Source organism: Flavobacterium sp. HSC-32F16 (assembly GCF_024171645.1).
In the GTDB taxonomy this organism is placed as follows: Bacteria; Bacteroidota; Bacteroidia; order Flavobacteriales; family Flavobacteriaceae; genus Flavobacterium.
Window position 1 is genome coordinate 970,932 of sequence record NZ_JALKAC010000001.1, and the last position, 13,493, is coordinate 984,424.

11 protein-coding genes are annotated in these 13,493 nt (G+C 29.1%); 4 read left to right on the plus strand and 7 right to left on the minus strand.

The genetic code is table 11. The annotated features are described in order from the left end of the window. Positions 1-352: 352 nt before the first annotated feature. Positions 353-529, plus strand: coding sequence for a histone H1 (locus tag L1276_RS04310; RefSeq protein WP_253785798.1), 177 nt, complete (start codon positions 353-355; stop codon positions 527-529). 97 nt (positions 530-626) lie between these two features. On the opposite strand, the gene L1276_RS04315 is transcribed toward L1276_RS04310, so the two are convergent. From L1276_RS04315 to L1276_RS04325, 3 genes are all read right to left on the minus strand, one after another. Beyond that, complete coding sequence (locus tag L1276_RS04315; protein ID WP_253785799.1) at positions 627-1,673, minus strand: HNH endonuclease domain-containing protein; 1,047 nt, start codon at positions 1,671-1,673, stop codon at positions 627-629. 102 nt (positions 1,674-1,775) lie between these two features. Continuing rightward, positions 1,776-2,567, minus strand: a complete 792-nt coding sequence (locus tag L1276_RS04320; RefSeq protein ID WP_253785801.1) for a phospholipase D-like domain-containing protein — start codon at positions 2,565-2,567, stop codon at positions 1,776-1,778. Between the two features lie 83 nt (positions 2,568-2,650). Beyond that, positions 2,651-3,298 (minus strand): GIY-YIG nuclease family protein, encoded by a 648-nt coding sequence (locus L1276_RS04325; protein WP_253785803.1) that lies wholly within the window; start codon positions 3,296-3,298, stop codon positions 2,651-2,653. Between the two features lie 229 nt (positions 3,299-3,527). Here L1276_RS04325 and L1276_RS04330 point away from each other — a divergent pair, with 229 nt between their 5' ends. The 3 genes from L1276_RS04330 to L1276_RS04340 are packed head-to-tail and all read left to right on the plus strand — an operon-like array spanning position 3,528 to position 8,328. Further along, positions 3,528-4,742, plus strand: coding sequence for a DNA adenine methylase (locus L1276_RS04330; RefSeq protein ID WP_253785805.1), 1,215 nt, complete (start codon positions 3,528-3,530; stop codon positions 4,740-4,742). Further along, entirely contained in the window at positions 4,739-6,958 is a 2,220-nt protein-coding gene (locus L1276_RS04335; RefSeq protein WP_253785807.1) for a DGQHR domain-containing protein, read from the plus strand. The genes L1276_RS04330 and L1276_RS04335 overlap by 4 nt, the downstream gene beginning before the upstream one ends. A gap of 2 nt (positions 6,959-6,960) precedes the next feature. Beyond that, positions 6,961-8,328 carry a hypothetical protein gene (locus tag L1276_RS04340; protein WP_253785809.1) on the plus strand — a complete coding sequence of 456 codons (1,368 nt, stop codon included), beginning with the start codon at positions 6,961-6,963 and terminating at the stop codon, positions 8,326-8,328. Positions 8,329-8,712: 384 nt separating this feature from the next. Here the strand turns inward: L1276_RS04340 and L1276_RS04345 are convergent, their stop codons facing one another. The 4 genes from L1276_RS04345 to L1276_RS04360 all read right to left on the minus strand — a co-directional run bounded on the left by L1276_RS04345 (position 8,713) and on the right by L1276_RS04360 (position 13,253). Next, the gene (locus L1276_RS04345; RefSeq protein ID WP_253785811.1) at positions 8,713-9,873 is read right to left on the minus strand and encodes a DGQHR domain-containing protein; all 1,161 of its coding nucleotides are present in this window, start codon (positions 9,871-9,873) and stop codon (positions 8,713-8,715) included. Positions 9,874-9,876: 3 nt separating this feature from the next. Next, on the minus strand, positions 9,877-11,322 hold the full coding sequence (locus tag L1276_RS04350) for a hypothetical protein (protein ID WP_253785812.1): 1,446 nt from the start codon (positions 11,320-11,322) through the stop codon (positions 9,877-9,879). 827 nt (positions 11,323-12,149) lie between these two features. After that, entirely contained in the window at positions 12,150-12,614 is a 465-nt protein-coding gene (locus tag L1276_RS04355) for a hypothetical protein (protein ID WP_253785813.1), read from the minus strand. Between the two features lie 321 nt (positions 12,615-12,935). Beyond that, a complete protein-coding gene (locus L1276_RS04360) occupies positions 12,936-13,253 on the minus strand; it encodes a hypothetical protein (RefSeq protein WP_253785814.1) in 318 nt (105 codons plus the stop codon). Between the last annotated feature and the right edge of the window lie 240 nt (positions 13,254-13,493).

The window sequence follows — 13,493 nt, forward strand, 5'->3', positions numbered from 1 at the left end:
CGGCATTATTATCCTGAATTTGAGCGTTCGTAATCTTGTTTGGATAATAAGCAGGAAGGTTTGCACTATTAAACTATTGGCTGATAAAATCTTTGCACGAACGAGCTAGCTTGCCAACAAGCTTGTACAAATATAAATATATAATATTGAATTACAAACACATAAGCCGTTTTGTTTTATTTTTTTAGATTAGCCAGCTGGCAGGATAATAGATAAACCAAGACTATAAAGTACTTATTATGTATTAGACACTTTAGATTATTCATTTAAAATAGTCACTAAACAAATAGAAATTACTTGTATATAAGAAGTAAACTTATATTTTTGCGTACTCAATTTAACAATATAAAACATGAAAGATCTTATAGCAAAAATCAACACTGAAATCGAAACTTTTAAAACAGAATCAGATTCACTAATCGAAAAAGGTGTTAAAGCAGCTGGAGCGAGAGCGCGTAAATCAACTTTAGAAATTGAAAAACTATTAAAAGAGTTTAGAAAGGTTTCTATTGAAGAGTCAAAAAAATAAATTCATTCTTACTTTTACTTAATTGGCCTTTCAGTTTTCTGAAGGGCTTTTTTATTTCTAATTAAAAATGTGGCTATAAATCTATAATGCATTTTCATCAATCTTTCATGTATGAAAAACCGTTATTGCTTGCAATAGTGATTAACGGCTGAATAGTTTCCTTGTATCGTAAATAATCAAGTCCACTATTACCATCTAAATCTGGAAAAATACTAAGATATTCCTCCAAATATTTGTTCTTTGAATTATGACTTTTCACTATTTCATAAGCAGTCTTTTGCAGAGTATAAAACTTATCAAAATACCTATCTAGAGATGGAAGTTTATCACTTTTCAAGGAATTAAAGTTTTTATCAATTGGAATTAGATTCCAAATTAAATCATGAGAAACAAACGCATGAGGTACAAAATGGTCCAAAGCATATTTTTTTTCATCAAACAATAATCTGTTATTGGTAAACACACAATCTATTGCACCCAGTTCATTAAATACCAATTTCCAATATTCATTTGTCTGTTTCATTAAAGAATTCCTGACTAATGATTTGCTTATTTTATTTGGAATATCCGGAACATTTGGATTTCTTTTTTGGAGGAAAAGTGATAAATTCCAATAACAGAAATCTTTAAGTATTTTTGAATTTAATTTTAGATAAGATATCCACATAGGATTTATCTCTATAGAATCTTTTTCTAACCGGTAAATACATCCATGATCAAAATTCTGAGAGAGGGAATAAATTTCATTACGATTTCCGGAAAACCAAGAAGAAATAAACCAATGAGGTACATTTTTATCGAAATGATTCAATAGCTTAAGAGTTTCAATCTTCTGAGTATTTTCTAAAACAGAATTTATTACGCTTCTATTTTCATTTATCTTAAGATCTTCAATTTTTAGAATAGCTTTAACTGCATCTTGAATAAGATCTTGTTTACCAAAAGAAATATGAAAATAATTAACTGTATACCAAGAATTACTAATCATTCTTGACAATATCCTTCGCTTATCAATATATGTGCTTCCTTCTTCTACTAATTCTAGAATAGCTAAAAACCAATAAAACTTATAAGTTGCGGAAGTATTTGCAAATACAGAAGATAATTTATTTATTGACAAATATTTGGAATATGGCAGGCTCATAAAACCATTTAGATTTAAAATATTATTGAAATACTTCGGAAGTTGTAAGTGAAGCGAAAACAAAACTAATAGAAAGTCGGCATCGTATAATACTTATTAAATTTATTTCAATTTTTCAAGACGTTGCTGGGCTTTTGTCAAAATTTCTTCACTAAATAAAACTTTATATTTATCTTTCTGAATTATGCTTTCAATTGTAAGATCTAGCCTATTTATTTCAAACATTTTAAGTAGTCCAGAATGTAACTTCTCTGTGCCCTCTTTTATTAGACGATTTGCTGCACCAATAGCTCCGTAATCATAAATCTGGTTCAGTATTATTGATTTGTTAATTTTTGCACCTGCTTTTAATGACAGATCAATTGATGAAATTAATTCATCATGCAACTGGTTTTCTAAAATTATGAATTCATTTTCTTTTGTATCAGCACAAAAAACATCATTTGCTAACAAAGCTCTTTTGTCGTATTGGATAACAATTTCTTTTAATTTATTGAAACGAATGAAAAACTGTTTTATTAGCTGCGTTTCTTCACTTTGTACAATAAATTCATGGTTATAATATTCAGCAGAATTTGTCCAATTATAGGAACCAGCAATTAATTTAGTATTGTCAAATATTGCATATTTGTCATGCAAAAATTTCCCACTTCTAGCTGATAAAACGTAAACTTTTCCACCTTTATTTATAAATTTTTCGAAAGATAATCTTGTATTTTCATAGTGGTCACTTATGATAATTTCTACAGAACAGCCAGTATCTAATTTGTCACTTAACTGCCCAAGCAGATCTTTACTAGTAAACCATGCAACTGACACAATAATTGATTCTCTAGCGGAATAAATATTTGATTCAATTTTTTTCTTAATGTCTTTAAATGATGCTGTTGTCATAAATTGTCATAAGGCAATGATAAAATTTTATATAAGACTACTTACTTGCGATGCTGGGTATTATGGCTAGTTGACCTTATAATTCACATATTGTCCGCAATATTACTGTAAGTTAAATCCAAAAATACACTTCCGTTCCATTCGTCATTTACAGATGGATTAATCATATCGAATGTTTTCCCATCTTTTCTTATGGAACGATAAATTCTTATTCTTTCAGATAAATTAAGAAGTTCCGCTTGATATTCTGGAGGTAAAAGTATATTTTTTTTCCAGGTTTCCATAATATGCTTATATATCAGTAACGAACATGCAAACCATTCACCCTGCCTCCTATCAGATTCAAATTTTTTATGAAGCTCTAATTCTTTTTTTCTACTACCAGGTTCCATTGCATGAATTATTAATTTGCTTTCTGAACCTGTTTTAAGGCTTCGAATCCTTTGCCGAACGTTTTTTGTTATTCCTATTTTAACTTGCAACCCATCATAAGGGTTTTTGTTAATTGAACCACCCATCCAATTATCAGGTATTGCAAGTATATAATATATCGAAATTGCATTATTCGATGGTGCATTTTGGAACCAAAACACCCAATCTTTAGCGGCATTAATTGAATCTTCTTTCGCATCAAAAATTTCTGTAAAATAAATAATTTCTCCAGTTAAATTAAGGACCTGAGTTTGGAACTTTGATCGAAGTACAATTATTTTAAATTTAAATTTTTCCAATTTCCATTTATATAAATGTTAGTGTATAATTAACTTCATTATATGCCTAAATTAATTTACAGAAATTCCCAACAGATGTCGACAAGGTAATTTGTGTATTATATTTCAAAAATAATCAAAAAGGATACAAAATCAACGTCAAAAAAATTTATAATATGCATTACAAATTTTGTTCAACTTCAATCACTATATTTGATAATTGAAAAATACTAACCTCAAGAATATATAATTGAATTTAATATCTAAAAAGAAAACTAAAAAATTGATCTTTGATAGTGATGTACCTCACATCACTAAGTATATGGGTTCTAAAAGAAATATACTAAAGTTTGTTATAGACAATATTGCTGAAATACACAGAGGTGAAGAAATCTGTGACCTTTTCGCTGGAACTTGTATTTTATCAGGTGCATTAAGAAATACTGCCTCTATGCATTCTAATGATATTCAAAATTATTCGTCATATATTGCTAAAACATATTTATCAAATCATGATTGGAATACTTATCCCGAAGATATTATTGATCTTGTAATCAATCAAGGTCAAGCATATAAAAAAGAAATTGGTGAAAAATTTAATAAACTGAATTTCAATTATGAAAACATTACTTCATTAGAAGAATTTAATAAACTAGAAGATGATCAAAAGTGTTTAATAAACGAAACTTTTGAGAATACTCCTTACCATCTATTTATTAAAAATTATTCAGGTACATACTGGTCTTATGATCAGTGCCTTGCAATTGATGCTTTTAGAAAGATCGCTGATGATTATAAAGAAACGCCTTTACATTATGTCATAATATCAAGTATAATTTTTGCAATGTCATACACTTCCCAAAGTACTGGTCACTATGCACAATATCGAAATGCAAAAGATATAAATTCGATGCTTGACATAAAAAAATATAGAATAAAAGATTTTGATTTTTATTTTAGAAGGAAAATGGAAGAGCTTAAAAGTGTCTTAAGTACAAATAATCTTAACCACAAAGTAACTAACTTGGATTACTTAGATTGTTTGAAAGATATAAGTACAGGATCAACGGTTTATGCTGATCCCCCATATGGATTTGTTCACTATTCCCGTTTTTATCATGCTCTCGAAACTCTCGTTAATTATGATTATCCTGAATTAAAATATAAAGGCAGATATAGAACTGATCGCCATCAATCACCTTTTAGCAAGAGTAAAGATGTAAGAGTTGCATTTGAAAAAATGTTTAATAAAATTAATTCAAAACAAGCGCAACTTATCTTAAGTTATAGTAGTACTGGAATGATACGATTAGATGAAATTGTAGAAATTGCAAATTCAAGCTTTGACTTTAATTACGATATAAGTGTTAAATCGATTGATCATTTACATAGCACAATGGGAAGAAGTGAAGATAAATCACGAGAAGTTAAAGAATACCTAATTATAGCAAAAAGAAAAAAATGAGTGCAAAATTAGACATAACAAAACTAGCAATGTCATGGACAAAATACAGTGTAGTCCAACTGATTGACGTTATATCGAGTGAAGAAGAAATACAAAAGTTCAAAAATAAGGAAAAAGGAATCGACGAAGTTTGCTTGAAAAAATTTTTAGGCATACACAATCTATCTGATGAAACTCCTCCTATTTGGATTGAAATACAAAAACATCCGAAACAGAAAAGATTATTTGCTTTATTAGGGCTTATTTTTACACATTATGAGAACATATCCAATTTTGCTAATTCGTATTCAAATGACAAAATGGGTGGGATTTTCTTAATGGCATCAGGAAAGCAATTTACAAATATGAGAGGTGCATTAGTAATTTCGGGGGCTTCTTTAAATAGCTTTAGAAGAAAAGACGAAGTTCCTTATAGTTTTAAGCCTTTATATGAAAATGGAGAAGTCGGTAAATTATTTAAAGATTTATTGATCCAGAGATTAACCTCTATTGGGTGGGAGGGAGAAAATTTTTATGATGTTTGCTATGAATTAAATTTTCATAAAGCAGTCAGTTTGACAGAGGGCCAATTCAAAGAGTGGACTGAAGGTAAAACTTTGGTAAAAAGCAAGTTAATAGACAATCTTGAATCTTTAAAAAAAAATAATAAAATTACAACTTATAAAGTAGACCAATGGTTAAAAGAATGGGATGACATAAATTTTGCAGCTGATGAAATGAGAAAAAAGCCCAACCCATTTTTTATAATGTTTAAAATGGATGCCCGCCTTTTAAAACGCCTTTCAGACGTACATAGAAGAAAGTCCGCCGATTCTTCTATTAAAGACTTATCTGTTCAAAGACCACATAACGAAAGTAGGTCACAAGAGATCCATAATTATATTCATGGGGGGTTTCCGTGGTCAACTATCTCTGAGACTCAAAGACAGTCCGAAGAGTATAAAGACTTGAAAATGCCAGGAATACTTCCAACCGCTATAATTGCAAATATTCTTGCTCCAAATTCTGAGAGGGGAAAATATTCTCTACAATTAGAAGATTCTATTCAAATTGAAAATATTGATAGCGACTTTCCTGTTTTAAAAATTCCTGATAGTGTTTTTACTGAAGATTGGGATCCAAATTTAAAACCATTTGAAATCATTGATGGACAGCATCGATTATGGGCATTTGATGAAGAAGAAGATTTAAATGGTAATTACGAATTACCTGTGATCGCATATTATGACTTAGACAGGGCTTGGCAAGCATATTTATTTTATACTATAAATATTAAACCTGTCAAGATCAATACAAGTTTAGGATATGATTTATATCCTTTGCTAAGAACTCAAAACTGGTTAGAACCTTTAAATGATGGTTTAACATTTTATCGTGAAAATAGAGCTCAGGAATTAGTGGAAGCACTTTGGATCTATAAAGAAAGTCCGTGGAGAAATCGAATTAAAATGTTAGGAGAAGGTGAAGGCAATATTAGTCAGGCTTCATTTATAAACACTTTAACAAGTTCTTTTTTAAAGAAACCGAGCAATAAAGGAATTGGGGGATTATTCTCTAACTTAATTACCCAAGGAGGAAAAAATAAAGTATTAAATTGGAACAGAACTCAACAAGCAGGGTTTTTAATATTATTCTGGGACTTAATTCTCGAAAGTTTAAATGACTATTTACCATCAGAAGAAGAAGAAGAAGAAGAAATAGATACACTACGAGAAGAACCATTGTGGGCAAGATCAATTAGAGAAACCGAAAAGGAAGATGACAGAATTGAAGGAATGCACCCCGCATTCACTTCAAAAAATTCTTTTTTATCTAGAGATCAAGGAGTAAGAGGCGTATCAATGTTTCTCAACGATTTCTTTTACTTTCTTGCAAGTGATGATTCAATATTAAATCTTAACGAATTAGCTTGGGACGATGATTTAGATGAGAAGACAATACTTGCTGATAGTATTGATAAAGCTATTCAGGATTTCAAAAAACATGATATTTACGCTGTTCTAAAATCCCTTTCCCGCGAAATTATAAAAATGGATTGGAGAACTGGTTCATCTGATTTTAGTGACAATCCTGAACAGAAATTTAAGCAAATGAGTTATAAAGGTAGTAGCGGTTATACAATGATTTGGAAAGAACTTACTAGTGTAATATCTAACTCAAAGGATTTAATTATAAGTAAATACGCTAATCAAATTTCTGAATTTATAAAATCATAAAAATGGAAAATTTTATAAACTCAGCTTCAAATATACCTGTTATCGATGGCGTTGTACAAATCAAAAGTACTCTTTTAGCCAGTCAGCAAGTTATTAGCTCTACTAATCGTTTATTATTACCAGACTATAAAACTGTAATAAGTAATCATTTAGATGGTTCTGATGTATTGTCAAATACTGAAATCAACACTTTTTTAGCATCCACAGCGTTATTACATTGTTTAGATGGTTGGGGATATTTATCACATGCAATTGATGGTTTAATTTCAGGAGATAGCAGAATTGCAATTCATTTAGGTTATTATTCGGAATTAAGAGCTTCTATGTCTTTTCTTTCTTCAGAAGGAATAGGAATATTTAATAATGGTTATATTTCAGCTGATGCCACTAATAGTATACAGCGAAATCCCTCTCGAGATAGAGTAACTGCAACCTCAATTAATGCTAGTACTCATCAATTCATTTGGAATAGTTTAGATACATGGATAAACTCTATTGTTAAACCCTCAAATCCCTCTGATCTTTTAGGTGTGTTTACAGTGGATGGGAAGAATTTTAATGACTGGTTGACTCATTTTCCCTATACTTCTCCAAATTCTGGGATTTTAGTTTTAAAAAATTGGCTATCATCTTGGAATTTTGATATAAATCATTTTAAAAAAGATCGAGAGGTAAGAAATATAGTGAGTTATCAGACACCTAATTTAAATGTTTCTCAAAATATTTATACTCTTAATCAAAATATTGACAAATTAAATTCTTTTTGGGATATTCTTGAACCTTCAGGAAACAATAGATTTCAATTACTCGATAAGTATTTATTACGTGAATTATTAAGAATTATTTACGATCAGCAAACAAACTCTGTAAAACTCGCAAATACTTTTGAAAGTTTAGTAAGAAAAACAATAACTAATATGGGACTTACAGTTCAACAATCGTTTGTCAATTTTATGATTTCTCATGACCAACATGATTTATTTGTCGAATCTTTTAATACAACAATAGACCCTGCTACAAATTCATTAAACCCATTATCTGTCATCGCTAGAGCAACCCTGATGCTAAGAATTTCAACAGGTAGTGTTTCTCATATACTTAATAGTGGAGGAATGACCAAAGAAGATTTAGATTTTGTGTGGGACAAATATGGTCTTGAAAATGGTTTTTGGACCACTGGAGACTTACCGGAGAATTTTATTTCGCTCTGGGAAGATATAAAAGATGAAGTAGAGGTAGTTACAACTTGGGCTAATACAAAAAAACCTGATCTTGATTTACATACAATTTATAACGATGTTAGTGTACCATATTCTTTAAATTTTTTCAAACAATTTCATAGAGCTGGCCTATGGGGAATGTCAATTTGACCAAGATAAATTAACTCATAGGTTTTAAAATTAGAAAGAAGTAAGTTTCTAAATATATCTTTTTGGCTATTTCCTCTGCTAATTTAGGTGCTTTTTTCATATTCCGCCAACATCTGTCGTGATTAAGTTTTAATCATAATAGCATAGCTATGTATAATTAATTAATTAATTAATTAATGCGTAATATTTCAATTCTTCGATGCTAGTAAATTGTCTTAGTGGTTGACTTGCGGCACTTGCTGCGAACGTTCTTGTATTAAAGTGAACATGAGACTGCATTAAGCCTATTTTTCGAATTTCCAAATCTCCCAAATACAAAATCAACTTCCATATTAAGAAAATTGTCGAAGCCGGCTGCTATATTAGCTGTTAGCTATAGTCATTTTATTCTTTACGTACAAAGTCTTCTTCATTCTTTATTATTCTTGAGACTTTATTAAATCCGGATTCTGAACTAATCCCACTTAAAGTTTTTCCTAAAATCCAGTCGTAATCATTTAACCTGCTTTTAAAGATGATTTCCTCAAAATTGGACAAAACATTGCTATTAAAAGTATTTTCAAAATGATTTTTTAATAGGTCAGAAATGATATAATTTATTGATTTGCAACCTAATGTTTTTTGAATATAGAAACTTGGATTATAAACGATTGACTTGTATTGGCTATCGATATCAATAACTTTATGCGGATCAAGAAAAGCGTTGGGCCATTTCCTATTTACAATTTTCCAAGATTCAATAATAAAATTACTAATTTCTTTAGCAGAATTTCTTGAAAAGTCTATTAATTCTTGATTTTCTAATGTACTGACAATTTTAGAATGCTTATTAATGTAACTTAATATAATTCCTGAAATAGCTTCACTAAATGCTTTGACTCCTATAATTCCAATTTTAAACTCAGAATGAATATCAATTTTTATTGCATTTTGCCAAACATTTTCAATAGTAAAATCTTCATTTAGGTAATATGCTGTATTTATTGCAATATGTTGGGTTAATTCACTTTTACCTATTTTATTTTCAATGATCCTGTAATCATATTTTGCAAGTTCAATTAAGTCCGTTTTTAATCTTTTTGCTTTTGAGTTAATGTTACTAAATATTTCCATTTCGATGGATCTCTTGTTTTCAGGAGTAATAATTATGGATATTTGTAAACCCAAGTCATTTAGAGATGAATCATTTTTCAATGCATTTTCAAGACCTAATAGTCTATGCTGACCGTCGACAACTCTAAAAATCTGGCTGTCAATTTTTTCAAAATTAAAATATACAATACCATCTCCTTTGTCTTCCTTGACAATATCTTTTAATCTTGTTTCATCTATAGCCAAAATGATTGAATTAGGAAATATAAAATCTTTTGTTTCAATGTATTTTTTAATGTTTAAGTAATGTTTTTCATCTTGGGCTCTTTGATATCCCCCCTCATCAATGCCATATATTAGAGTATTACTTAAACGGTTAGTTAGACCGAATGGTAATACCGTTGAAACTAGATCATATTTTGATTGCTTATATTTGATACCTGGGAAATTCATAATTTAATTTAAGCTACTTATTAGTTTTGACAGATTTGAAGTAATTGAACTTTTGGAGTCAATAGATAATTTTTCTATTTCATTTTTTGTTTGCTCAAGTTTTTGTGTCAATTGATCTTTATCAATGGTTTGACAATAATCATAGATGTTACCATTAAAGGTATGAATTGAGTAAACTGAAATAATTTGTTCAATTATGTCTTGATCTAATTCTAAAACTTCAATTGCATCTATTAGAATTTTTAGATTATCAATGTGAGTGTATAAATCCTTAGTATTTAATATATATTCTTTACAATCATAGCTTAAACAAGCTTTGAAAATGGTTTCTACAATAAACAATGCTAATTCTTCATCCTGAATTAGTCTATTTTCAGTAATCATTTTAATATAAGATTGTTTTATTAAAGTAAAATAATTATCTAAGTTATTCTCTAAATTTTTTTGATCTATAGGAGTGTCAAGATTTGAGAGAATTATTGATTCAAAAATTTGAAGGTCAAAATTTTCATTTCGATATTTTATATAGAAACTAAATTTTTCTAGCTCTATTGATTGATAGTCTGTATTTATATCTACATTATCTAGAATATTAGAATTTACCTGACTTATATTATAACAAATTGAAGCAATTTTTTTAAAATTATATGGTATGCCATTTAGTTTTTCTCGAATTGTTCTAGAATAATTTTCCTCAAATTGATTGATGAATAAAATAACTCGAGAGTTGATTGAAAAATTATCGTTAGCACTTCTAATTTCTTGAAGAAAACCATCAATTTCAATTAATAGTTTCCCAATATGGTTCATTGATTGTTGTGCTAGATCTCTGACAGGCGTTACTTTGTAATCTTTATAGAAGATCGAGTGTTCCATATCTCCCCAAGCTGATTCAAGTTTACTTTTGATTTGTAGTTCAAACTTCCAATCTTCAAATTGACATCTTATTTTATATATGTTTAATCCATTCTGCATTCGAACAGGTTGCTTTTTTAGATCATCTTCATTTAATTCAATGCCTTTACCTCTAGCATTTGTGATAAAATTTGACGAAGTAATTAACTTATACATATTGATTGTGTCAATATTTAAATCAGTTAAAATTTTGACACCAATAATATCCTCAACTTCTTTTAGTTTCGACTTAAGTTCGACTTGATTAAAGTTTTCTACATTTTCTAAAATTGGATCAAACACGTTATAATCATTGTTTCTAATTAGTTTTTCAGACAGACTATTTGGTTCTTTTACTCTAGAAACAACAGTATAGAATTTTAACTTTTTAACACTATCATGTTTAGATAAATTAAATTCTTCTGAATAATCCTGGATGATATCAGATAGTATTTTTTTTAGTCTAGCCTCGCAAGCAATAAATTCTTCTCGAAAATCTTCAAATTTTGTGACTATTTTTTCAATTCTAATTAATTTATCTGCAATTGCTCTCATTTAGTTTTTTATTGTGTTGTTAGATTTATTATTACAGCTAACATTCTAGCCTCTCACTCAGTTTGTAACTTATGAAACTGAGTATTTTCGGCTAAACGAAAATACGAAGTAAAACGATAATTCCACTAAGATTACAAATAGTGTGACACGTATGTTAAGCGGCGTAAAAACAAACGTAAAACCTTTTTAATTCTGATTATTTTCCACTTTGTATTTTCATTTAGATAAAGATCAGTTTTATTATTTTTTATTTTGCAAATAGTTACTTTATAGATTCATTCTGATAGTCATTTTCTGTTTTCATCAAAACTGTTTTTTCCTTTCAGTTCGGCTTTGAAGTTTCTACTTTCTCCAAAGTTTTCATCAAAAATTTTCGTAAAAAAATAAAAAGTAATTTATATTTTGTAAAAATCACTGTTATTTACTAATTTTCCTTCCAATTTATTTAGAAAGTTTCGGTGTCGGCGGTTTGGAAAGAGTACTTGGTGGATTATTTCCTCTTCCTGGTCCTGATAGATTTCCTGTCGCGCGTGGTCTGTTTTGTGGTCTTTGATTACCTAAAGCTATTAAAATTAACGTTAAATATGCTGTATGGGCATTTTATCGTTTTCCCCCTGTCTGGAAAGTTACGCCGCTTAAGGTTTTGGTAGTATAAGTCCATTCTTCGTATTTACCAAATCATTCCAAATACAAAACAACTTTCCATTAATCAAATTATCCAAATCCGTTGTAGCTCTTATGCCCAGTTTTTTTTAAGAGCGTGTATAAATACTAATAGCTAAAATTATACCGGCTCTGAGTACGACAAAAATAAATATTAGAATTAATTATTTTCTGATTGATAAAAAATACCAATCACCTACAGCTTTATCGGATAAATTTGAGTTAAGAAGAAGTTTCCATTTATTAGACCAATCAATCCATTTTGATTTACGTTCTTCATAATCCAACATAAAAGTATCATAAGTACCAAAACCTTTACCTTCACTTTCCAATTCGTCGTTTATCTTTTTATTTATTTTTCGTGCTTCTTCCCACCCTTCTTCACTATCTCTACTATCCATTGTAAAGTTAAATAATGATTTTAAAAATAATGTTCGTCTTACCACTTCTATTGGTTTCAGGTTCTCCTCTTTGATATATTCTCTGAAAAATTCAATTTGTTTTTCTCTATCGAATTCTAATTGTATATTCTCATTAGTATGAAAATGTGAGCAAATAGGAACGAAATCACTTTTAATTTTGAGGTCCTGTGCATCAAACCATTCTAAAATTTTTTCTAAAGGCGTCATAGTTTTTTTAAGTTTATTTAATTGTATTTCCCTAGTCAGTTTGTCAGTTTTAATTATAATTATCCATTTCTGTGGTAAATTAGGGATAACTCATTTATATCATCACTAAAAAGCTTAAAGGATTCTGATTTTGTTAAAATTTTTACCATCCTATTTTACTTTATCAAATGTACAAAGGCACTTTCATTTTACATTACGGATTTCCGTAATCCGTATCATTAATTGTTGCAAATTTATTCTTTTTAGTAATAAAAAGGTTACCGTATAAATACCTGTTTTGAATTTCACTGAGTATAAAAAAAGATGCCGAAGCATCTTTTTTTATTTTTCTAGTCCGTAACCCTTTTTCACAAGATTACCTTTATTTTTTTTACTAAATTTCAAATTATTATCCTCATCTTCAACTAATTTAAAAAAATCAGACAACGAAATTTCCAAATAGTCACATATAGCAAATAATTTACTACAAGTAACATTGTGATCACTTGATGCATACCTTTCTAGACCAAGATTCTTTCCTATCTCAGCATAATATTCATTATTTTCCCCTAAAATAGCCTTTCCACGTTGCGTGTAAAGTTTAGTTATTACAACAGTAATCGCCTTTGTTAGTTCTTCTATTTTTATCTGCTTTCTCATACTAACAAATTGAGTAATAAAAAAATACGGTTACAATTACACATGTGTAAATGAAATTTGTATATTTGCAATGATATATAAATACATTTTTAATGTATTTTTGCGATACTTCATTAAAATATTTGAAGCATTCGCTTTGAATCCCGACTTAGAAACTGGTAATTTTTGCACACGGGAAGATAAGTAAGATGCTCACGTCATTGGCGTGGGCTCACTTATTCGTGTGCGGGTATACCAGTA

Coding starts and splice junctions, on each gene's coding strand:
- L1276_RS04315 (WP_253785799.1), bottom strand. CDS start 1,673: ATGAGCCTGCCATATTCCAAATATTTGTCAATAAATAAATTATCTTCT.
- L1276_RS04345 (WP_253785811.1), bottom strand. CDS start 9,873: ATGAATTTCCCAGGTATCAAATATAAGCAATCAAAATATGATCTAGTT.
- L1276_RS04320 (WP_253785801.1), bottom strand. CDS start 2,567: ATGACAACAGCATCATTTAAAGACATTAAGAAAAAAATTGAATCAAAT.
- L1276_RS04355 (WP_253785813.1), bottom strand. CDS start 12,614: ATGACGCCTTTAGAAAAAATTTTAGAATGGTTTGATGCACAGGACCTC.
- L1276_RS04310 (WP_253785798.1), top strand. CDS start 353: ATGAAAGATCTTATAGCAAAAATCAACACTGAAATCGAAACTTTTAAA.
- L1276_RS04340 (WP_253785809.1), top strand. CDS start 6,961: ATGGAAAATTTTATAAACTCAGCTTCAAATATACCTGTTATCGATGGC.
- L1276_RS04360 (WP_253785814.1), bottom strand. CDS start 13,253: ATGAGAAAGCAGATAAAAATAGAAGAACTAACAAAGGCGATTACTGTT.
- L1276_RS04335 (WP_253785807.1), top strand. CDS start 4,739: ATGAGTGCAAAATTAGACATAACAAAACTAGCAATGTCATGGACAAAA.
- L1276_RS04350 (WP_253785812.1), bottom strand. CDS start 11,322: ATGAGAGCAATTGCAGATAAATTAATTAGAATTGAAAAAATAGTCACA.